This is a genomic window from Lishizhenia tianjinensis (assembly GCF_900116425.1).
In the GTDB taxonomy this organism is placed as follows: Bacteria; Bacteroidota; Bacteroidia; order Flavobacteriales_D; family Crocinitomicaceae; genus Lishizhenia; species Lishizhenia tianjinensis.
On sequence record NZ_FPAS01000003.1, the window covers coordinates 310,922 to 333,529 of the forward strand.

The window sequence follows — 22,608 nt, forward strand, 5'->3', positions numbered from 1 at the left end:
TTATAATATTTCTTTTAATGTTTCTAATCCTATTCCTCGAGAACCTTTTAATAATATATGTTTTTGTTTAAGTTCTTTATTTTCTAAATATTTTACAGCTTCTTCCTTACTTATGAAAGAATCTATACTTGTTTCTAAGGCATTATAAATAGGTCCAACAAAATAAGCCTCTATACCTAAGGCTTTAACTTGATCAACGATTTTCTGATGTTCCACATTGCTCTCCTCACCCAGTTCTAGCATATCCCCTAGAATAATCACCTTACCTTTACCATTACTTTGCATTTTGGCAAAACTCTGTAAGGCAGAACTTACACTGCTTGGATTCGCATTATACGCATCTAAAATCAATGTATTATCGCGCTCTGTTTGTACAACTTGTGACCTGTTATTACTCGGTATATAATTCATTAAAGCTGCCTGTATGGCTTCATCATTTACACCAAAATAATTTCCTATCGCCGCCGCACAAAGTAAATTCAGATAGTTGTATTCTCCGATTATTTTAGTTTTAATTTGTGGAGAAGTATACCCGTCATAACTATAGTTCATCTCAACAAAGGGAGTTAAACCTAATAACTCACCCTTTACATCACCCCCATTATAATAAACAACAGGTAAATCACTTGGCAATTTGTCCCTTAAGATATCATTGTTAAAATCACAAAATAAAACACTGTCTTCCTTTCTATTCTTTGCGATATACCTATACATCTCTGTCTTGGTATTTATCACACCTTGTAAAGATCCGAAGCCTTCCAAATGGGCCCTTCCTATGTTACTAATAATTCCATAGTTAGGTTCTGCAATTTCACACAACTCTTGAATATCTCCGGGTTTATTGGCTCCCATTTCAACCACAGCAAATTCGTGTTGCTCTTTAATCTTAAGTAGGGTTAAAGGGACACCTATATGGTTATTAAGATTTCCTTCCGTAGCAATAGCATTGTACTTCTGAGAAAGGGTAGTATACACCAATTCTTTGGTTGTAGTTTTACCATTTGACCCCGTAATTCCTAAAACAGGTATCCCCATTTTACGTCTATGATTGGTTGCTAATGCTTGTAAAAATTTCAGACCATTCTCAACATAAAATATTTCTTTACCATTGGCAAATTCTGCTTCGTCAACTATCGCATATTTTGCACCATTCTCTATGGCTTGAGCTGCATAATTATTACCATTGAAATTTTCGCCTTTTAGTGCTATATACATAACACCTTTTTCCAACTTACGTGTATCTATACTCACACCCGTACAAGTATAGAATAGTTCAAATAAATTTTCCATATATAAAAAAGCCCCGACAAACGAATGTCAGGGCCTAATAATTTTATTTTGAATTACTTCTGATCTTGGTATCCAATTCCTACTGGAGAACCTACTCTATCCATCGCACATCTAAATCCGATGTAATCTGTAGCTTGCCCTTCATCTAAGAATCTTCTGTTACCACCAACTAACCAGTAAGCTCTATCTCTCCAAGAACCTCCTTTGTAAACTCTTGACTTGTCAGAGATTAATGTTGTTGGCCAAGATGCCGTGTTTGCACCACCCGCTTTAACTTTTTGTCCCGTTAAGTTGTACTCTTCGTAAGTATTCTGGTACATGATTAAATCTGGGTTTCTCTTCGCCTGGTTAATATCATTCTTACGCTCTTCATTGTCATAGAAAATAGAGCTTTCAATATCACCATCTAAGTAATCAATGTAATCATCTCTTCTGTAGTTCAATCTACCGATGTTCTCTTCTTCCGTAACATTTCTGTATCTCAATCTTCCAGGTACATCTTCAATAAACTCTCTAAAACCGTCTCTTAAGATAGAAATGATTTCGAAAGCGTAAACTTCTCCGTCTGGTCCTTCTCTTAATTCATCAGCAAAGATTTCATCGAAAATTCTTTCTTGAACGATCATAGAAGCTTCAATGTCGTACTTTCTATTTTTTCTATCAACAGCGATATCTAATACCTCGTTAATTTGACGAATGATAGATAACTCAATTGAATCCTTCACAAATCCTTGAGATACGTAGAATGGATCTGGAGCATAACCACTTTTCACTGGGAACTCAGACTCGTTTGTTTTGTTGATCCCAACTGGAATCACAGTATCTTCTGGATTGTGTAAATCTGCAGAAACTCTTTGGAAACGTACTCTTTCGAATTCGTTTAAGTATTCCTTCATACCGTGAACATCATACATTACCTGTTGGTTCTTAGCATCAACTACACCTTCGTTGTTCAACAATTTCGTTTTGAATACATTTCCTCTAAAAGGTCTGAATTCATCAAAATCTTCAGATGATAAAGGTCTGTAAACGTCTAATACCCATTCTGCAACGTTACCTGCCATGTTGTATAAACCGTAGTCATTTGGCCAGTAAGCCGTAACTGGAGCTGTAACATCTGCAGCATCATTTAAGTTACCAGCTACCCCCATGTAATCTCCTCTACCTCTTACGAAGTTAGCTCTAATAGCTCCTGTAAATTCTTCATTGTCTTGACGAACCCAGTGACCATTCCATGGATATTGCTTTCTCTCTGTAATTAACTCAGCATTTTCGTTTTGTAAGTTTCCAATTAAACCGTAGTAAGCAAATTCCCACTCCGCTTCAGTTGGTAGTCTGTAACGCGGCAATAAAATTCCATCTTCCATTCTCACTTTACGTTTTCCTGGCTTATTTCCTTTTCTACCCGTTAAGTTATTTGGGTTGTAGTCATCTAATTGATCTTCTTCAATTACACCTTCGTCATACTGATCTGCCAAGTAAGACTCTGTGTTAAATGTTTCTCCATCTGCTTGGTCTGGAACAAATTCCAATAAACCTTCGCGGATCAAAATCCACTCGTTTACACGGTCTGTTCTCCACTTACAGTATTCGTTGGCTTGTAACCAAGAAACACCTACTACAGGGTAATCTCTGTAGGCTGGGTGACGTAAGTAATACTCAACGTACTTCTCGTTAAATGCTAATGGAGATCTCCATACCAACGTATCTGGCAAAGCATTTTTATAAATCATTGGGTACGTTTCGTAAGCACGTTTTGTCCAATACAAATATTCTAACCAGTGGAAGTTTGTCACCTCCGTTTGGTCCATGTAAAAAGAAGAAACTGTAACTCTTCTCGGACGGTTATTCCAATCCTTCATTACATCATCCTCTACTCTACCCATAGTAAAAGTACCACCTTCAACTAGTACTAAACCTGGACCTTGTTCTTGTTCTTCAAAAGGCGCTTTCTCAAATCCACCCATCTCTGGGTTATTGTATTCCCATCCAGTAGCTGAAGAGGAATCATTCACCTTACATGAAACTACCAAAGCAACTAAGGCCGCTGCTCCGAACATATATTTTAGAATTCTCATATCTATAGTTTCTAATTTAATTCTTGCAAATTTACTTTCAATAACGATTATTCAAATAAACGTTACACTATTTTTTTATTAAAATGAAGGACAACTAATTGTTCTAAATCTTTGTGGCTTTTTAGTACAGTTGATATTCAACCCTAAAGACACCTCGTGTGCACCTCCTGATGTACCGTTGTTCAATTGAGAAACGGTAACATCGTAGCTGTATCCAATTTTAAAATTATCAGATTCTAACCCTACACTTAAAATAAAGGCATCTCTATTTCTTAACCAAGCTCCAGCTGTAAATACTCCGTACTTCACGTAAGTACCAATGTTTAGTTCAACAAAACCTTGCTGGTATTGGAAAATAACGTTGGGCATTATAGTGGTTACGTTTCTGTACTGCGATTTAGAACCTAAAGGAATTTTTGCTCCAACGTGGGCGTTGTAACGAATCGGCATTTTACTTTCTCCCACGATAACAGATTCATTTGGTCTGTTTAAATGGTGAGCTGAAGCTCCAAAGAAAAATGTCTCCGTATAACCTACAAATCCAGCAGACGCATCAAAAAATCCTACTGAACCTCCACGAGGAACATCATTTGTACCGTAGATAAAACCTCTACGCTGATCTATCATGTCTCCAAAAGTTAACCTACTCCAATCTAAAAATTTCTGATTCCAAGTAGCTTTTGCACCAAAAAGCATAGTAAATTTTCTATTCACTTTTAGGTGGTAAGAATAAATCAAACTCAAGGTAGAGTGTTGTATAGTTCCTTGACCTTGTTGATCATGTGTTGCTAAAACACCAAAACCACCATTAATATTATCGAAATACTGATCGTAAGATGCTGAATAAGTAACGTAATTCCCTGATAAACTTGGCCATTGATTACGGTAGTTTGCAGCTACTCTCGGACAACCATTTGTTCCTGCAAAAGCAGGATTCAAATAAATAGGGTTCGCATAGAACTGTGAGAACTGTGGATCCTGAGCATTTGCATTCACCGTCACTAACGTGAACAGTAGGAAAAACAAGCCTTTTTTAATTATTTTAATAGTCATTTGCACGTTTTGATGCGTTAACATAGCGTTTAAAACCTCCAATGTTACAAAAAAAATTCAGAATTGAGGTAATTTGAATTATCAAATTATAATATCCCTAACAATTTATCGTTTTACTGTTGTTAAATTAGCATATTCGCTTTTCTTGCACTACAATTACTTAATAAATCGCTTTAAGGACACATGATGATACGACAGTTTTTGCTTTGGGTTACAGTTCTTTTCTTCGGAACTAATCTTTGGAGTCAAAGAGAAATTACAATTACAGTTGACTGGAACACAGACGACCCGTCTTTACTTGCACAAAATATCACATATAAAGACCAAGATGTCTTCTACGAATGGAAGATGAAAAAATCATCAAAAAGCTGGGCGCTGCAATTCATTAGCTATACAAGTGTGCCTGCCAGTACCTCCGAAATAAAAGAGCTCAATGAAAGAAACATAAATATTCCGGATGCCTTTGTTTTTAAAAGAAACACTACTGATAACAGAGAACAGCTTTTTGAAAGTGTAAAACTATCTCCTTATATAAAGGTAAACAGCAACATTCGTAAAATCACATCTGTTACGGCTACTGAAAACCCTAATTATTTCGCCCCTGCAAAAAACAGAGACTTTAAAGCTCACTCGGCTCTTCAGCCTGGATCTGGAGATTGGTACAAAATAAAAGTTACCCAAGATGGTGTTCATGTTATCACCTATGATTTTTTGCAATCTATTGGAGTTAATGTAAACAACCTGAATCCTGATCATATCAATATTTTCGGTAACGGCTTTGGAGAACTTCCTTATGAAAATTATTTGTACAGACCAGACGACATTATAAAAAATGCCATTGAGGTAATTGGAGGAAACGATGGTTCTTTTGACCCAGGAGATAAAATTCTATTTTATGGAAAAGGACCAAATCGATGGCAAAGGTTAGGATCTATTGGTTTCGAACGTATTCAAAATCACTATTCTGATTATAGCGCCTACTTTATAAACATTAATGCTTCAGAAACACCTCTTCGTATTTCAAACGCGCAAACAACAACAGCTGCCGCGACACATACGGTTACAAGTTTTAATGATTTTGCGCGTCATGAAAAAGAAGAAGTAAATCTTATTCACTCGGGTAGAAGATGGTACGGCGAAAAATTCGATGTTGAATTATCTCAAAATTTTAGTTTCAACCTACCCAACGTAGACCCTAATGCTCCTGCAGCTTTGCGATATGCCATAGCTTATAATAGTGGTGACAATACCAGTACTTTTGACGTTAACTACAATGGAAATACAATTTCGAGTAATACAATAAATTCATGGACAGGTGGTGAAACTGCCTTCGGTAGAAAAGTGGTAAGTGTTACCAACGGAGATTTCATTCCGACTTCTGGAAACATCACCCTGAATTGTATCCTGAACAGAAATCTACCTTCTATGTACGCCTATCTCGATTTCCTAGAAGTCAATGTAAAAAGACAACTTAAACTAGTTGAAAATCAGATGGACTTTAGAGATATACAAAGTGTCGGGAACGGAAACATTGCTAATTTCCAAATCAGCAACTATAGTTCTGCTTACAAAATTTGGGAAGTAACAGATAATACCCAACCCTCTCTAGTAAATGGCAATGTAAATGGGAATACCTACTCCTTCTCTGTCAATGCAGACAGTTTAAGAGAGTTCATTGCGTTTAACGGCAATTACCTCACTCCTTCATTTATTGAAAAAGTAAACAACCAAGATTTACATGGTTTAGGATATGCAGACTATTTAATCATAACTCACCCCTTGTTTAAGGCTCAAGCTTTACGTTTAGCAAAATTACATGAGTCTGAAGGTCTATCTTATCACTTGGTAGACATCAATGATATATACAACGAATTTTCTGGTGGAGCACCCGATATTACTGCGATCAGAATGTTTGCAAAAATGTTTTACGACAGAGCAAATGGTGACCCAAACCTTATGCCCAAATACATGTGTTTATTTGGTGATGGTACTTACGACCCTAAAAACAGAGTTGAAGACAATAATAACATGATTCCTACCTATCAAGCTTTAAATTCCGAACACCACATCACTTCTCAAGTATCTGATGATTACTTTGGATTATTGGGCGATAATGAAGGTATGAGCAGCTCGGATGATTTAGATATAGCTATAGGAAGATTGATTGTAACTACTGAACTACAAGCCAAACAAATGGTAGATAAGATTGAACATTACATGAAAAATGGCTCCAATTTGTTTGCAACAAGCTCTAGTAATACTGACGCCAACGGATACTCATCTACACAAGGTTCATGGAGATTGAACTATGCTTTAATTGCAGATGACATGGACAAAACAAGTGACAACTTTCTAACCGGAGATATAGAACCTTTCTTCAATTATGTTGAAACGAATCACCCTATGATGAATGCGAACAAAATTTACTTGGATGCATTTACCCAAAAAACATCAGCGGCAGGTGAAAGATATCCCGAAGTGAATGAAATGATCAATAGAAATTTCGCAAGTGGTAATTTGGTAATGACCTATATCGGTCACGGTGGTGAGGCTGGACTTGCCCAAGAGAGAATTCTGACTAATAACCAAATCAATGCGTTGACAAATATTGATAGACTCCCCTTATTTGTGAGTGCAACTTGTGAGTTCACACGATTTGACAACAACAAAGTCATTTCTGCTGGGGAATACCTTTACCTTAACCCAAAAGGAGGAGCAATAGCCTTAATGACAACTACAAGATCTGTCTATATTGATGTAAACTCTATTATCAACATTGCTTTTTACCAGAATGTGTTTAAGCCAGATAACAATGGAAACCCTCAAACCCTTGGTGAAATTATTCGATTAACGAAAAACCAAGCGGCAACTACAGGCAACAAAAGATGTTTCACTTTAATTGGTGACCCAGCTTTAAGACTTGCACTGCCTAGACATAAAGTTGTGATTGACTCTATCAATGGCTACAACATCAATACCTATGCAGATACATTAAGAGCCTTATCTACAGCACGTGTTAGCGGTCATTTAGAAGATATCAATGGAAATCCTTTCTCTTACAATGGAGTTATTGAGAATACTATTTTCGATAAGAAAAAAGATTATTTAACCCTAGGAAATGATTTAGCATCTCCTACCTTATACCAACAACAAGTCAACAAACTATACAAAGGAAAAAGCACTGTTACTGATGGTAAATTCTCCTACGAATTCATCGTTCCTAAAGACATCAATTACAACTTCGGTTTTGGAAAGGCGAGTGATTACTTCTACAATTCAACCCAGTCGGCCGGTGGAGAAAATCAATTATTCTATGTAGGAGGTATAGACACCAATGGAATTGACGATAATATAGGTCCTGAAATTGAAGTTTTCTTGAACGACGAATCTTTTGTAAATGGAGGTTTAAGTGATGAGACACCTATTCTTAAAGCTACCCTATTTGACGAAAGTGGAATCAACACTGTAGGAAACGGTATAGGTCACAACATCACAGTTATCATTGATGAAAAATCAGAGGAACTCATCGTCTTAAACGATTTTTACGAAGCCGATTTAGACACCTATAAGAGTGGTACATTGAGTTATCAATTAAACAGGTTAGAACCCGGTAGACATACCCTTACCTTCAAAGCGTGGGATGTAAACAATAATTCTAGCGAAAAAACCATAGAATTTATCGTTCAAGAAAAAGAGGAAATAGCATTAAAGCACGTCTTGAATTATCCCAACCCTTTTACTACCAGCACAGAATTCTTTTTTGAACACAACCAAGTAAGCACCTCTTTGGAAACACAAATTGAAATTTACACTGTAAGTGGAATCTTAGTTAAGACCATTAATAAAGAGGTTCTAACAGACGGTTTTAGATCGGAGGGTATTAAATGGGATGGATTAGATGAATTCGGAGATCAACTTGCGAAAGGACTTTATATCTATAAAATAAAGGTTAGAACAGCAGACGGCAAGGAGACAAGTGTGATAGAAAAATTATATCTTTTATAAGCCCCACACAATAAAGGTTGGGTAAATCCGTATATTTGTCCAAGCTCATTTGAATGCAAAAAATAATGACAAAAAAATATTTAGCTTTTATAGCCACATCGCTTTTCATTTCAGGAAGTGTTTTCTCTCAAGGAGATAACGGAGGTCAAAATGTAAAAACTGAAGACGACCTTCAATTAAATACGATAACTTCAGCTGTACCTTTTTTACAAATCGTTACAGACTCAAGATCTGGAGCTATGGGAGACGCTGGTACAGCACTCTCTCCTACTTACGCTTCAACTTTTTGGAACACCTCTATGCTTTCATTCTCAGAAGACGACGGAGCTATAGGACTTTCCTACTCCCCTTGGTTAAGAAGTATTACCAATGATGTAAGTATCTCAACTTTGTCGGGTTACAAACAACTCAACGGTAGAAGTACAGTAGGTGGATCTTTACGTTATTTCAACTTAGGAGAAATAACCTTCACCGATGAAAACGCTATGGAAACGCGTACACACGTTCCTCAAGAATTCGAAATTTTAGGTGCGTACGCTTTTAAATTAAACGAAGAGTTCTCTTTAGGTTTAAATGGTAAGTTTATTTACTCAAATTTAACGGCCGGACAATCTGCTCCAGGTTCAATAACTACACCGGGTATTGCAGGTGCAGCAGACCTTTCGTTTTCTTACTTTAATCAAAACGTAAAATACGGTAGCACCAACGGAGCCTTGGCTTTTGGTTTAACAGTAAATAACTTAGGAAACAAAATACAGTACACAACAGAAAACGACAGAGATTTCTTGCCAACTAATTTAAAATTAGGTGCTGCTTTAACCTTTGACATTGACAAATTCAACACCATTACTTGGAATACAGACATCTCTAAATTGTTAATTCCAACACCTCCAACTTACGTAAATCTAGAAGGTGGCTCGCAAGTTCTAGCTTCAGGAATGGATCCTAACGTTGGGGTTATTGCTGGTATTCTTCAATCTTTCTATGATGCACCAGGGGTATTGGCAACCGACGAAAACGGAGACTTCATTGTAAACGATGCAGGTGAATACGAAACTGTAAAAGGAACGCGTTTGAAAGAAGAACTTGCAGAGATCATGATAGGAACAGGTGGTGAATGGTGGTACAATGATGTATTCGCTGCACGTGCCGGATTCTTCTATGAAAACTTAAACAAAGGTTCTCGTCAGCACTTTACATTTGGAGTTGGTTTGAAATACAACACCTTGAAGTTTGACTTCTCTTACCTGGTATCCTTACGTCAACAAAGTCCACTTTCAAATACTCTACGTTTCTCTTTAGCCTGGGCTTTCGGAAACAGTTACGGAGCAAAAGGAGAAATTACAGACTAAAAGTATGAAGATTAAAATAGGTTTTGGTGTAGATGTACACCAGCTTAGAGAAGGATACGATTTATTTATTGGAGGAGTTCAACTAGACGCAGACTTTGGAGCTGTTGGTCACTCCGATGCAGATGCCCTACTCCACGCCATTTGCGATGCTATGTTGGGTGCGCTTAATCTTAGAGACATTGGTTTTCACTTCTCAGATACAGATCCCAAGTACAAAGGCATAGACTCGAAAATCCTTTTGAAAGACACCTATGCACTTATTAAGGAAAAAGGATTCCAAATCGGAAACCTGGATTGTACAGTCATCCTTGAAAACCCAAAGGTAAATCCGCATATAGAAAAAATGCAAAAAGTAATTGCCGAGATCTTAGAAACTGAAGTTGAAAATATCTCCATCAAAGCAACTACCCACGAAAAGGTAGATTCTTTCGGACGCAGTGAAGCTATCAAATGCTATGCTGTTTGTTTATTAGAAAAACATTAATAAGGCCGATTCCCCCCAAGCTTACTTGGGGGGCAAGCTATCCGCTATAGTTCACGCATCCTCGCCCTTTTCATCACATCGTAAACAAAGCTTCACAAGGTCGCTTTCTTTCCTTCAGCATTCAATAGGGATCAGCTGTGCAAAGCTACCGCTCCTATCTTTAACGGATAAGTTCAGATAAAAATTAAGAGCACAAAAAAAAGTGTAAATCATAGACTCACACTTTTATAAATATCAAGCTTACTTCTTTATTCTCTTTTCAACTCACCTGCTTTCCAAGCTTTAACAAAATTACTCCAAGCCACAGGGTTCAACAAGTTATTTGGTTGCGCCATTCCCATATCTCTGTAAAGTCTGGTTTGCTGCGCTTGTTGCTCTATATTATAACTCAAACTGGCATCCGTTGGTAATTTAGCGGCTACAAAAGCCAAAGCTTCTCCAGACAATTGTCGCTGTGCTTTCTTCAGGGCATCATCATAGGGATCCATCTCCACAAAGGCTCTTGCAAAATCTTCACGAGAAGGCCAAGGGTAAATATCAACGGGAGCAAATTCTATAGTATCCGGATTCATAATATGTATCATATTATAATTGTCCATCGTTAAGGTATCTGGTACTATATACGCTGAGGTTTTAAATCCATAAACCGAAAACAAAAGTGTATCTCCTGGTCGGGTTACTGTGCTAAAAAAACCGTAATAATCAGAAATCACACCTCTATCCGTAGTTTTATTATAGATAGCTGCGTAGGCAATATTCTCCAAACTATCCCAAGAAACAACTATACCCGATAGCTGAACCAAATGTTCTGTTGTATCTTTCGGAGTGGTTGTTTTAGTGGTATCACTACTTGCTTGGCCCCATACAGAAGCAGTGGCTACCAAGCAAAATATTAGTATAAAATGTCGCATATTATAAAGGTAAGGAATAATTCAATCTCCTAAAATCCTCTAGCCTTTTTTAACAGAAAACAACACTTAAAAACTTGCCTGTAACTCGTCCTTCAAATATTTGATTGTAATATCTGTCGGTAACTCTCCTATTTCTGCAACCAATTCTAAAACCTTTGCACTCAAATCCATTCCGGTAGCAGTTTCTGGTAAATTTTGTCCGGCAATATTGATAATTTTTATGCACTCTTCTTTACTATCCTTCACCATCTCCCAGGCTTTGGTAGTAATAAAAATCTGCTGCGCAACGTTGTGATCAAACTCTTCGCGTATAGATTCTAAAAATTTACTTTGCAAGGCTTTGGCTGGTAAGCCTGGATTATGTAATCGCATTACCAAGTTACTTGGAGAAATTCGTTCGAGCAAAAGTACAGCCCTTTGGTAAGCTTCAATTTTCGAGGGCAAAAAATGCTCCTGTCTCTCTTTTTTCAACTCGAGGTTCAACAACCTCATTTCTCGTTCACCCGACTTTTGTAAAAAAAGGTAAACAACCACAACCATTCCTGCTGCCGCCAATAAGGCAATTAAAAAAGGGATAAAAGCTTCCATATATAGTTTTAGATAATAACTGTAATTTCTGCTAAAGTAACAGAAGATTTTATTTTTTTCCACTTCCTGTTAAATTAGTAGTTATTTCACCCTTTTTTACGCTTAATTTTCAACGAAAAAAGAATGTTTTCTACCTTTTTGATTTTAAGGTCTAAAACTTCCCTTTTTCTTGTACCCTTTGCAATACTTATTTTTTAGATTTGCATTTTTAAAATACATCGAAATGATAAATTTATCGGATAGACTATTGGCAATGGAAGAATCTGCAACCATTGCAATGTCACGTAAAAGTAGAGAACTAAAGGCTGAAGGTAAAGATGTAATCTCTTTAAGTTTAGGAGAACCTGACTTCAACACGCCTGATTTCATTAAAGCTGCAGCCATTGAAGGGATGGAGCAAAACTACACCAAATATACTCCGGTACCAGGTTACGATGATTTATTAGAGGCTATCTGTAATAAGTTGAAGCGAGACAATGGTTTATCATACGATAAAAATCAAATCGTTGTATCTACAGGTGCAAAACAATCTATTGCCAATGTTATTATGGCATTGATTAACCCTGGAGACGAAGTAATTATTCCTGCACCATACTGGGTTTCTTATGTAGAAATCGTTAAAGTGGCTGGAGGTATTCCTGTAATCGTAAGTGCAGATATCGATGCTGATTTTAAAATTACAGGCAAACAATTAGAAGAGCACATCACGCCTAAAACAAAATTGATGATGTTCTCTACTCCTTGTAACCCTACAGGGTCTGTTTACAGTAAAGAAGAATTAAAGGATATTGCAGATACTTTAGCCAAATACCCAAACATTGCTGCAATTAGTGATGAGATTTACGAACACATCAACTTTGTGGGACAACACGAGAGTTTGGCACAATTCGACAATGTTAAAGACCAAGTAATTACGATTAATGGTGTTTCTAAAGCTTGGGCCATGACAGGTTGGAGAATTGGTTACATCGCTGCACCAGTTCATATTGCGGCGGCATGTACGAAGGTTCAAGGTCAATTTACAAGTGGTACCAACAGTATTGCACAACGTGCTACCATTGCAGCTTTAAATGCAGATGTTGCAGTATTAGATGATATGAAAACGGCTTTTAAAGCGCGACGTAAATTAGTATTAGAAGCCTTAACAGCTATGCCTGGCGTAAAGGTAAATGAGCCAGAAGGAGCCTTTTATTTCTTCCCAGACATTTCATCTTTCTTCGGAAAGAGCTACGGTAAATACACTATAAATACAGCCAGCGATTTAAGTTTATACTTGCTAGAAGAGGCACTTGTTGCCCTTGTAACCGGAGAAGCTTTTGGAGATCCTAATTGTATTAGAATTTCATACGCAACTTCTGAAGAAGTATTAACAGAAGCGATGAATAGAATTGCAAACGCATTAGAAAAATTGGCATAAATGGAGGTAGATAGTTTACTACAATCTTTTACAGAAAAAAGAATACTGGTTATAGGTGATATGATGATAGACGCTTACTTAAAGGGAAGCGTTACACGTGTGAGTCCGGAAGCACCAGTACCCATAGTAAATTTCCAAGCCAAAGAAGATAGATTGGGCGGAGCAGCTAATGTTGCGCTCAATTTGCGAGCTCTTGGAGCTCAAGCTATTTTGTGTGCCGTAATAGGTACAGATGAGAATAGTGTTCGCATGACTCAAATCATGGAAGAACACGAACTTTCTACTGAAGGAATTATTCATTCAGAAAGTAGAATGACTACCGTAAAAACAAGAGTTATTGGAAATAACCAACAACTTTTACGCATAGACAGTGAGGACAGTTCTGACATTAATGTCAGCGAAGAAAATGCTTTAATCGCCCGTATAGAAAACCTCTTAAACACCCAATCTGTAGATGCTATCATTTTAGAGGACTACAATAAAGGTGTTTTAACAGAACAAGTAATACGTAAAACCGTAGAACTTGCCAACCAAAAAAACATTCCTACTACGGTAGACCCTAAGAAAAAGAACTTTTTTGCTTACGAAAACGTTACTTTGTTCAAACCCAACCTCAAAGAATTAAAAGAAGGCTTGGACGTTCAATTTAACTTTAGCGAACGAGATAAATTCGAAAGTGCTGTTAACGCACTAAGAGAAAAATTGAATTGCGATAAAACTTTCATTACCTTATCGGAGAATGGAGTATTTATTCAGGAGAACGGAGATAAAACTTACGTTGCAGCACACAAAAGAAACATTACCGATGTAAGCGGTGCAGGAGACACAGTAATTAGCGTAGCTACCTTGTGTTTGGCAGCGGGTTGTAACAACAAACAAATCGCCGAAATTGCAAACCTAGCTGGTGGTTTGGTTTGCGAACACATTGGTGTGGTCTCTATAGATAAGGAAAGATTGCATCAAGAGCTTACAAAATTGTACTGAGATGTTTAGAAAACTAAGAGAGAAAATAAACTTATACCTCTACGATTCACGTGCTATCGTATTATCGATTTTCTCTTCTATACACGTAATTGTTTCCATTGCCATGATAGGCGTGTTAATCTATTACTATGGTTTTCCCCATTCAGAAGAAAGTAAAGCCCACCTCATTAACTTTATAGAATACAGTTTTGCCTTTTATATACTTAGGTATTTGGTTAAAATTGTATACGACTACAACCCCTTGGTTTTTATACGGAAAACCTGGTTCGAAGCTTCCTTGGTGATTCTACTTTTGGTTGAAGGTATTTCCCTGAATGTTTTTGGTCAACTTCTAATACCTACCATATTTGAAAGCGTAGGTTTTGAAGGATTTGCGGATGTATCTAACATTTTCATCCAACTCTTCTTCATGCTCTATGTGGTCAATGAAATTTTCAAAAACAGAAATTTTAGACCTTGGCTTAAGGTACACCCCGGACTACTCTTTACCATATCCATACTGATGATTATGTTCATGGGAGCTGGTTTGCTAATGCTTCCAGAAATGAGTGTTATTCCAGGTGGAATGTCCTTTACAGACGCCCTATTCATGTCAACCTCTTCGACTTCTGTAACGGGTTTGTCTACAGTAGACATTTCAACATTACTTACGTTTAAAGGACAAATTGTTGTTCTCTTCATTATAAAAATAGGAGGGTTAAACACCATAGCCTTTGCAGCACTTTACATCTTGATTGCCAAATTTGGTGTAGGTTTAAAACAACACGAGGTTATCGAAGATTTCGTAAACAAAGATTCCTTGCTGAATACGAATTCTATGTTTGGTAAAATCGTTTTATGGAGTACAGGTATAGAAATTATCGGTACATTCTTGATTTTCATTTTACTTGAACCTGTAGGGATGTTTGCAGACACGGGAGATAGACTTTTCCACAGTGTATTCCATGCTGTATCTGGATTTAACAACGCAGGTTTAACCATTATTCCTGGTGGGTTAATGAATCCGCTAACCGCAGACAACTTCTTATTACACGGTGTCATCATGTTGCTTTTCTTCCTCGGTGGTTTTGGTATGATCTATCTCTTTGATTTATTCGAAATCAAACGTCTAAGAGAACGTATGAAAATGCCGTGGAAAACCATCAATTTTGGAACAAAGATAAGTTTGTACTTTACCCTTGGATTAATTGTAGCGGGTGCTCTCGTTTTCTTAATATTTGAATACAACAACACCTTAGAAAACACCAATTTCTTCGGTTCTTTTGTAACCGCAATTTTCGAGTCACTCACTACACGTAATGCCGGTTTTAATACAGTGGCAACTGAAGCCCTTTCCTTACCGGTTACCATATTCTTTTTATTCTTAATGTTTGTGGGTGCCAGTTCAGGATCAGCCGGTGGGGGTATACGTACTTCAACCTTTGCAGTTATCTGTGCTTCTGTTGTATCTACCATCAAAGGAAAACCCAATACAGAACTTTTTAAACGTAGTATAAATAACGATGTGGTATTAAAAGCCTACTCAATTTTCGTTTTCTTCGTTTTAGGAAATATAGTTGGTACATTTGCACTTGCAATTACAGAACAAGAAGCATTAGCAGCTGGAAAGTTCACCTTTTTAGACATTGTTTTCGAACATGTTTCTGCAGCCAGTACCGTTGGATTATCTCGCGGAATAACGGCAGATTTAACGGTAGGTGGAAAATATGTGCTAATTGTTGCCATGTTTATTGGAAGGGTTGGAACATTAACCCTTGCTTATTTGTTTGGGAAAGAGGTATTGAGTAAGAAATATAAATATCCATCTGGTCATACGATGGTAGGTTAAGTTATGAGCGAAAAGAAAGTGGTTAAGCCTTACAACGAGGAAAACAAATCAAAGAAGGAAGAAGTAGCAGAAATGTTCAACAACATCTCAGCGAAATACGATTTTTTAAATCACTTCTTATCTCTTGGTATTGATAAGCTTTGGAGAAAAAAAGCAATTAAAAAGTTAGGTGCTATACAACCTAAACGCATTTTAGATTTAGCTACAGGTACGGGTGATTTTGCCATTGCTGCTTTAAAATTAAATCCAGAAAAAATAGTTGGGGTTGATTTATCTCCAGGTATGCTTGAGGTAGGTAAACAAAAGATGAAAAAGAAAGGTGTAGACCACATCATTTCTATGGAACAAGGAGATTCTGAAAACCTTCCTTTTGACGATAATTACTTTGACGGATTAACCGTTGGTTTTGGGGTTAGAAACTACGAAAACTTAGAGAAAGGATTATCTGAAATGTTGCGTGTTATTCGCAAAGATGGTATGGCAGTTATTTTAGAGTTTAGCAAACCTAAAAAATTCCCTGTTAAGCAATCTTTCAATTTCTATTCAAAAAACATCATTCCTTTGTTAGGAAAATCTATCTCAAAAGATAGCAGTGCTTATACCTACTTACCGGAGTCTGTAGAAGCATTTCCTGAAGGTCAAGATTTTATAAACATCCTAGAAAAAGTAGGATACAAAGATGTTACTTCTACTTTGGTAAGTGGAGGAATCGCTACAATTTATGTAGGTAGAAAATAATTTTTCTGACCTGCTTTCGTTTGTAAATTATGATGAATATAAAAAACACAGTATTTATTCTACTATGCTTTGTGAGCATGGGTGCTTTTGCACAGCGTAAAGAAAAACCAAAGAACTATAGAAAGTTTGATGAAAAATCGCTTCACTTTGGTTTTATGCTCGGTGTAAATACTGCTGATTTTTCTTTAACACCCAAAACAAATCTCCTGCAAAATTACGATTTGCTTTATGTACAAAACCGTAAACAACCAGGTTTTCAATTGGGAATCATTACAAGTTTAAAATTAGGTCATCCTACCCTGAGACTGAGGTTTATTCCCTCACTTTCATTTCAGGAACGTTTGCTGACTTACCAATTCAGAGATCCAGCAGACAGTACACTCTTTTTACCGGAAGAATCAGAGCGTGTGGAATCTACAAACCTTGATTTCCCCCTGCTTTTGAAATACAGAACACTGCGCTACAATAATTTCGCTGCCTATATAGTTGGTGGTGCGCAGTATACCTTAGACTTACAAACCAAGGCAAACTCTTCACAGAGTATTAAAGATCCATTTATAAAAATCAATCAACACGATTTTCAAGGACAAATTGGTGCCGGAGTTGATTTCTTTCTACCTTATTTCAAATTTGGTCTAGAACTAAAAATGAGTCATAGCTTTGGTAATGTTCTCATCCAAGACAACACCTATATCTCAAGCCCAATTGACAGATTACAGAACCGCGTTTGGTGGTTAAGTATTACCTTTGAAGGATAATGAATACACTTGTTCAAATTACAGTACTTCCGCGCCAGCAGGAAGACGATGCGCTTATATTAAGATTAGCCCAAGAAAAGGCAAAAATTAAAGCCAAAGATTTTGAAGGATGGCGCGTGCGCAAACGTTCCATTGACGCGCGAAGAAAACCTGTAAAAATTAACTTACAAGTTGAGTTTTGGACAAAGGGTAATGCACCTACTTTGGTGAATCATTTCACTCCTGCAAAAGAGAAAATAAACAAAGAGATACATATCATTGGCGCTGGTCCTGCCGGACTCTATGCTGCTTTAAGAGCTATAGAGGCAGGTGCTAAACCCATTCTTTTCGAACGCGGAAAAGATGTGAGAGCTCGTAGAAGAGATTTGGCAAAAATCAATAAAGAACAAGTCGTTAACCCCGAATCTAATTACTGTTTTGGAGAAGGTGGTGCCGGAACTTATTCTGATGGAAAACTCTACACCCGTTCTAAGAAAAGGGGAAATGTATTGAAAGGTATGGAATGGTTGGTCCACTTTGGTGCCGATGAAAACATCCTTATTGATGCTCATCCACACATTGGAACCAATAAGCTTCCTCAAATTATTACGGCCATTCGCGAATGTATACTTGAAAATGGTGGTGAAGTACACTTTGAGTCTAAATTGACAGACATAGAAGTTGAAAACAATGCCCTGAAATCCATAACAATTAATGGAACTGATATACATCCTTGTGAAAATCTTGTGCTAGCAACCGGACATTCTGCTCGTGATATTTTTGAGCTCCTTCACAAGAGAAATATAAAAATTGAAGCCAAGCCTTTTGCCCTAGGTGTTCGCGTAGAACATCAACAGGAATTGATAGACGAAATCCAATACCACGGCGAGAAAACAGACGACAACCTCCCCCCTGCTTCTTACAGTTTAGTTGAACAAGTTGATGGAATGGGAGTATATTCTTTCTGTATGTGTCCGGGTGGAATTATTGCACCATGTGCTACAGATAAAGAAGAAGTTGTAACCAACGGATGGAGTCCGAGTAAGCGAAACAACCCTTATTCAAACTCTGGAATAGTAGTAAGTGTTGAGCCCCAAGATCTCCCGAATTATTCTCCTGAAAATCCTTTTGTTGCCTTAGATTTCCAGAAAAAAGTAGAAAGAGATTGTTGGATAGCTGCAGGTAAAACACAACGCGTCCCTGCACAACGCATGATAGATTTTGTGGAAGGAAAAGTTTCTGAAGACTTTCCAAAAACCTCTTACCAACCCGGAATAGTTAGTGTCGATTTAAACAAAGTTCTCCCCGCTATTATTGCCAATCGTTTACGTGAGGCCTTTAAAGAGTTTGGGAAAAAGATGAATGGATATTACACCAATGAAGCTGTATTACACGCTCCTGAGTCTAGAACCTCATCTCCAATTTCTATACCTAGAGACCCTCAAACTTTAGAGCATGTTGAGGTGGCTGGACTTTACCCTTGCGGTGAAGGTGCTGGATATGCAGGTGGAATTATGTCGGCTGCTATAGACGGAATAAATTGCGTAGATAAAATTATAGAGAAGTTCGTCTAGCAAATTCAGACAAGAGAACAGCACTTGCTATCGAGACATTTAAAGACTCACCTTCGCCCATTTTCGGAATGGTAACTGGATGAGTAATGCATGTTATTATTTCAGGAGTAATTCCTTTACCTTCATTCCCCATAATGAGAATTCCTTCTGCATTTAAATCTGCCGTATACACATTTTCACCCTCTAAAAGCGCTCCATATATTGGCAAAGAACTCGTTTCTAAATAGGCTTTTAAATCGACATAATTGATAGCCACTCTAAATATAGACCCCATGGCCGCTTGTACTACTTTCGGATTATACACATCCACCGTTTCCTTAGAACAAATTATTTCTTTCACCCCAAACCACTCAGCAGAACGTATAATTGTTCCTAAATTACCAGGGTCTTGAATGTTATCTAAAACCAAGGTCAACCCCTTTGTTTTAGGCGAAATCTCTAAAAACTGAGCAACGGCAAGCACCCCTTGAGGACTCTTTAAATTGGAAATTCCTTTTAAATCCTTTTCACTCACTTCTAAAAGCGCAACGTGAGCAGGAACCAGTGCTCTATCAAAGTTAGCTTGAGGAGTAAGATATACCTTTTCAACTTTTTGAGGAGCGTGAATTAACAATTCTTCAACAGGTTTTACACCTTCTACAACGAATTGTTCTTCACTTTGTCTGTACTTTTTAATTGCCAACGCATTGACTGCCTTTTTCTCGGCTTTAGAAATTGAATGCATACAGCAAAAATAGTAGAACTTACAAGAAGAAAAATGGCTTAGAAATAAAATTTAACCCTTCGTCAAGATTAGGCTTAGAGTTATTTCTAATTATATTATTTTCGTTAAACATTAAGTGTATCGATGACTGGACGTATTTTACTTTCTATTTTCTTCTTTTTGAGTTTGGCCTACGGTCTAAATTCGTGCAGACAAAGTAAACACGTTCCTGAAGGATCTTACCTTCTTAAAAAAAACAAAGTCATTGTTAGCGACAGTATAGACAGCTACGATATAGAAGAAGTAATCAAACAAAAGCCCAACCATAAATCGTTGGTATTCTTCAAGCTTAAACTACATGTATTTAACGCAATAGACTCCACTAAAGTAGCCAACAAGCGAGAAAAGAAAAACGAGAAACTTCACCAAAAAAACAAAGAACTTAAGGCGAAAAATATACGCATTAACAAAGCCCGAATGCGCAAAGCCCTAGAAGCTGGAGATTCTTTATATACACCTAAAAAACTCGTACTAAAAGACACTTTAGAACCCCGAAAGTTCTTTAGAGAATGGCTAAAGTACGAAGTAGGTGAGCCTCCTGTAGTATTTGACTCCAACCTAATGCACAGATCTGTAGACCAGATAAAAAAGTACATGCATGCTCGAGGTTATTATGACGCCAAAGTAAGTGATTCAACCAAATTAAAATGGGGTCGAAAAATCAATGTGATATATGAAATCCATGCCGGAAAACCTTACATCGTTGATAGTGTTTATATAGTTGGCGACAACCCATCTGTGCTTTCAACTTTTGAAAGGTTTAAAAAAGACCCTGCCTATCAACTTGAACCTCCGTTTGTTTTTGACACCGATCTTTTGGATGATCAAAGAGAATTAATAGCCAAACACCAACGAGACGATGCCAAGTATGGTTTTGTAAAATCCTACGTTACTTTCGAAGCGGATACAACGATAAATGACCACAAGGTACGTTTGGGAATAGTCTTCAACGAGCGCTATGTAAAAGACCCTGAGAATGAAGAAAATAAAATCCTTAAAAAATTCGGAACCACCTATGTATCCAAGGTTGTGTTCCACATCATAGACACCAGCTATTTAGAAAAAAACTACTCGTACTACACGGATCTATATGGAGTTTCACCAAAAAATGATGGGTATTTACAAACCTTTGACACTTTGCGATTCGACCAATATCACCCCATAGAAAAGAAGAGCGATAGCATATTTAGAATAGCAGAATTTTACTACAACGGTAAGTTGATTGTTGATCCTATGCTAATTGAATATTGTAATTTCTTAGAAAATGCTAATTACTACAAAGAATATTACCTAACCCGCAGTTACTCGCGTTTGGTAGAGTTGGGAATTTTCCAGAGCATCAAACCGCAACTCATAGAATTACCGGGCAAAAATCAAGTTGAGGTACACTACTACCTTGTGCCAGCTAAAAAACAATCGTTTGGTTATGAAACCAAAGCCACAAACTCCAATGGCTTCCTCGGTTTGGCAGCATCAGTTAATTATAAAAACAAAAATCTTTTTGGTGGAGGAGAGAAATTTACTTTGAGCTTTGGGGGTGGATTTGAATCTCAACCAACTGTCTTTTCTGACGCCTTGGACGGAAGTGATCAAAACAACGGAAGATCATTAAACACCTTTGAATTTGGTCCAACCGCCAAATTAGAAATCCCAGGAATAAGACCCTTTTTGCACTATAAAAAACTATCCAAAAGACACTATCCTCAAACCATTATTTCAACCGCCTACAGTATACAGCAGAGGGAAGATTTCAACCGACAACTTTTGCAGTTGAACTACGGTTTTAAATTCAATGTATTGCAAAAGCAAGTGGTACAATTAGGGTTCCCTCTCCTCTCTTCTATTCAGTATGTTAACTTGGATAAGACAAGTGAATTTCAGCAACGTTTAGACGACCTCAATGATTTATTCTTGTTGAATACCTACAGCGATCAATTCATTTGGAAAGACTTTAGAGCTACTTATGAACTCACCAATAAAACAGTAACTAAAGGCAATTTCATCTACTACTACGATGCTGAATTTGATATTGCGGGGATGGTTTTAAGAGCTTTAACTCAAAATAAACCCGTGAATGCAGATGGCTATAAGGAATTTGTAGGCGTGCGATATTCTGAATTCATTCGCTTGGATAACGAATTAAAAATTTACCAAACCTTTAAAAACAAAAGAAGCTTAAACTTCAAGGTGAATTTTGGAGCCGGACTTCCCTTGAAAAACAATGGTACCTCTCTCCCGTTTGACTACAGTTTCTTTGGTGGAGGAGCCAATGACAACAGAGGTTGGAGAGCAAGATCTCTAGGTCCGGGAACCTACAAATACTACATAGACTCTACGCGAACTGCAACCCAAGCTGGTGATATACGCATAGGGGGAAGTGCTGAATATAGATTTCCCTTGGGTAGTTCTTTGAGGGGAGCGTTATTTGTAGACGCAGGTAACATTTGGACCATCAATGAAGACACCAACCGAGTTGGTAGTCAATTCACGGCAGACTGGTATAATCAGATGGGGATAGCTGGAGGTTTTGGTCTACGTTTAGATTTAGATTTCTTTGTAATACGCTTCGATATGGGTATCCCTCTTCGAAATCCTGCCCTACCCAAAGAAGCCCGATGGATATGGCAATCCAGAGAACCTTTCTTTGATGAATTGAAGGATTATTACGGCGAGGATTTCATCTCAAAGTACCCGTGGCCTTTTCTCCCCCATTTCCACCTAGGAATAGGTTATCCATTCTAGTTAAAAACTTAAAAAAGCCCACTGCTTTCTGAGGAGATTAATTATCTTTAACCCCTTGGGCAAA

At 37.4% G+C, this 22,608-nt stretch carries 16 protein-coding genes; 10 read left to right on the top strand and 6 right to left on the bottom strand.

What is annotated here, in order from left to right; all coding sequences use genetic code 11:
* From BM327_RS11160 to BM327_RS11170, 3 genes are all read right to left on the bottom strand, one after another.
* Window positions 1-1,290, bottom strand: a complete 1,290-nt coding sequence (locus BM327_RS11160; protein ID WP_090249541.1) for a UDP-N-acetylmuramoyl-tripeptide--D-alanyl-D-alanine ligase — start codon at window positions 1,288-1,290, stop codon at window positions 1-3.
* A gap of 53 nt (window positions 1,291-1,343) precedes the next feature.
* Window positions 1,344-3,368: an SUMF1/EgtB/PvdO family nonheme iron enzyme gene (locus BM327_RS15910; protein ID WP_211664735.1), complete on the bottom strand. Its 2,025-nt coding sequence runs from the start codon at window positions 3,366-3,368 to the stop codon at window positions 1,344-1,346.
* A 78-nt stretch (window positions 3,369-3,446) separates the two neighbouring features.
* Window positions 3,447-4,421 (bottom strand): PorP/SprF family type IX secretion system membrane protein, encoded by a 975-nt coding sequence (locus BM327_RS11170; protein ID WP_170853744.1) that lies wholly within the window; start codon window positions 4,419-4,421, stop codon window positions 3,447-3,449.
* 183 nt (window positions 4,422-4,604) lie between these two features.
* Here BM327_RS11170 and porU point away from each other — a divergent pair, with 183 nt between their 5' ends.
* The 3 genes from porU (at window position 4,605) to ispF (ending at window position 10,262) form a co-directional block, all read left to right on the top strand.
* A complete protein-coding gene (porU, locus tag BM327_RS11175; RefSeq protein WP_090249551.1) occupies window positions 4,605-8,426 on the top strand; it encodes a type IX secretion system sortase PorU in 3,822 nt (1,273 codons plus the stop codon).
* A 65-nt stretch (window positions 8,427-8,491) separates the two neighbouring features.
* A complete protein-coding gene (porV, locus tag BM327_RS11180; RefSeq protein ID WP_090249555.1) occupies window positions 8,492-9,778 on the top strand; it encodes a type IX secretion system outer membrane channel protein PorV in 1,287 nt (428 codons plus the stop codon).
* Between the two features lie 4 nt (window positions 9,779-9,782).
* Complete coding sequence (gene ispF, locus BM327_RS11185; protein WP_090249558.1) at window positions 9,783-10,262, top strand: 2-C-methyl-D-erythritol 2,4-cyclodiphosphate synthase; 480 nt, start codon at window positions 9,783-9,785, stop codon at window positions 10,260-10,262.
* A gap of 248 nt (window positions 10,263-10,510) precedes the next feature.
* Here the strand turns inward: ispF and BM327_RS11190 are convergent, their stop codons facing one another.
* Together BM327_RS11190 and BM327_RS11195 are read right to left on the bottom strand one after the other, a co-directional pair.
* Window positions 10,511-11,173, bottom strand: a complete 663-nt coding sequence (locus BM327_RS11190) for a hypothetical protein (RefSeq protein ID WP_139230347.1) — start codon at window positions 11,171-11,173, stop codon at window positions 10,511-10,513.
* Window positions 11,174-11,239: 66 nt separating this feature from the next.
* Window positions 11,240-11,761 (bottom strand): DUF7935 family protein, encoded by a 522-nt coding sequence (locus tag BM327_RS11195; protein WP_090249567.1) that lies wholly within the window; start codon window positions 11,759-11,761, stop codon window positions 11,240-11,242.
* A gap of 223 nt (window positions 11,762-11,984) precedes the next feature.
* On the opposite strand from BM327_RS11195, the gene BM327_RS11200 reads away from it, so the two are divergent.
* The 6 genes from BM327_RS11200 to BM327_RS11225 are packed head-to-tail and all read left to right on the top strand — an operon-like array spanning window position 11,985 to window position 19,039.
* Entirely contained in the window at window positions 11,985-13,178 is a 1,194-nt protein-coding gene (locus BM327_RS11200) for a pyridoxal phosphate-dependent aminotransferase (RefSeq protein WP_170853745.1), read from the top strand.
* Window positions 13,179-14,162 (top strand): bifunctional heptose 7-phosphate kinase/heptose 1-phosphate adenyltransferase, encoded by a 984-nt coding sequence (locus BM327_RS11205; RefSeq protein ID WP_090249570.1) that lies wholly within the window; start codon window positions 13,179-13,181, stop codon window positions 14,160-14,162. It begins immediately after the preceding gene.
* Window position 14,163: 1 nt separating this feature from the next.
* Window positions 14,164-15,990, top strand: a complete 1,827-nt coding sequence (locus BM327_RS11210) for a TrkH family potassium uptake protein (protein ID WP_090249575.1) — start codon at window positions 14,164-14,166, stop codon at window positions 15,988-15,990.
* 3 nt (window positions 15,991-15,993) lie between these two features.
* Window positions 15,994-16,728: a bifunctional demethylmenaquinone methyltransferase/2-methoxy-6-polyprenyl-1,4-benzoquinol methylase UbiE gene (gene ubiE, locus BM327_RS11215; RefSeq protein WP_090249579.1), complete on the top strand. Its 735-nt coding sequence runs from the start codon at window positions 15,994-15,996 to the stop codon at window positions 16,726-16,728.
* 29 nt (window positions 16,729-16,757) lie between these two features.
* Complete coding sequence (gene porT / locus BM327_RS11220) at window positions 16,758-17,486, top strand: type IX secretion/gliding motility protein PorT/SprT (protein WP_090249583.1); 729 nt, start codon at window positions 16,758-16,760, stop codon at window positions 17,484-17,486.
* Complete coding sequence (locus tag BM327_RS11225) at window positions 17,486-19,039, top strand: NAD(P)/FAD-dependent oxidoreductase (protein ID WP_090249586.1); 1,554 nt, start codon at window positions 17,486-17,488, stop codon at window positions 19,037-19,039. Before porT ends, BM327_RS11225 begins: the two co-directional genes overlap by 1 nt.
* On the opposite strand, the gene BM327_RS11230 is transcribed toward BM327_RS11225, so the two are convergent.
* Entirely contained in the window at window positions 19,020-19,763 is a 744-nt protein-coding gene (locus BM327_RS11230) for a TrmH family RNA methyltransferase (protein WP_090249590.1), read from the bottom strand. The genes BM327_RS11225 and BM327_RS11230 overlap by 20 nt on opposite strands.
* Before the next feature lie 123 nt (window positions 19,764-19,886).
* Between BM327_RS11230 and tamL the strand changes: the two genes are divergently transcribed.
* Entirely contained in the window at window positions 19,887-22,544 is a 2,658-nt protein-coding gene (gene tamL / locus BM327_RS11235; protein ID WP_090249595.1) for a translocation and assembly module lipoprotein TamL, read from the top strand.
* The last annotated feature ends 64 nt before the right edge of the window (window positions 22,545-22,608 follow it).

Coding starts and splice junctions, on each gene's coding strand:
- BM327_RS11190 (WP_139230347.1), bottom strand. CDS start 11,173: ATGCGACATTTTATACTAATATTTTGCTTGGTAGCCACTGCTTCTGTA.
- porT (WP_090249583.1), top strand. CDS start 16,758: ATGATGAATATAAAAAACACAGTATTTATTCTACTATGCTTTGTGAGC.
- BM327_RS11230 (WP_090249590.1), bottom strand. CDS start 19,763: ATGCATTCAATTTCTAAAGCCGAGAAAAAGGCAGTCAATGCGTTGGCA.
- tamL (WP_090249595.1), top strand. CDS start 19,887: ATGACTGGACGTATTTTACTTTCTATTTTCTTCTTTTTGAGTTTGGCC.
- BM327_RS15910 (WP_211664735.1), bottom strand. CDS start 3,368: ATGAGAATTCTAAAATATATGTTCGGAGCAGCGGCCTTAGTTGCTTTG.
- BM327_RS11210 (WP_090249575.1), top strand. CDS start 14,164: ATGTTTAGAAAACTAAGAGAGAAAATAAACTTATACCTCTACGATTCA.
- BM327_RS11170 (WP_170853744.1), bottom strand. CDS start 4,421: ATGACTATTAAAATAATTAAAAAAGGCTTGTTTTTCCTACTGTTCACG.
- BM327_RS11225 (WP_090249586.1), top strand. CDS start 17,486: ATGAATACACTTGTTCAAATTACAGTACTTCCGCGCCAGCAGGAAGAC.
- ubiE (WP_090249579.1), top strand. CDS start 15,994: ATGAGCGAAAAGAAAGTGGTTAAGCCTTACAACGAGGAAAACAAATCA.
- ispF (WP_090249558.1), top strand. CDS start 9,783: ATGAAGATTAAAATAGGTTTTGGTGTAGATGTACACCAGCTTAGAGAA.
- porV (WP_090249555.1), top strand. CDS start 8,492: ATGACAAAAAAATATTTAGCTTTTATAGCCACATCGCTTTTCATTTCA.
- BM327_RS11200 (WP_170853745.1), top strand. CDS start 11,985: ATGATAAATTTATCGGATAGACTATTGGCAATGGAAGAATCTGCAACC.
- BM327_RS11205 (WP_090249570.1), top strand. CDS start 13,179: ATGGAGGTAGATAGTTTACTACAATCTTTTACAGAAAAAAGAATACTG.
- porU (WP_090249551.1), top strand. CDS start 4,605: ATGATGATACGACAGTTTTTGCTTTGGGTTACAGTTCTTTTCTTCGGA.
- BM327_RS11160 (WP_090249541.1), bottom strand. CDS start 1,290: ATGGAAAATTTATTTGAACTATTCTATACTTGTACGGGTGTGAGTATA.
- BM327_RS11195 (WP_090249567.1), bottom strand. CDS start 11,761: ATGGAAGCTTTTATCCCTTTTTTAATTGCCTTATTGGCGGCAGCAGGA.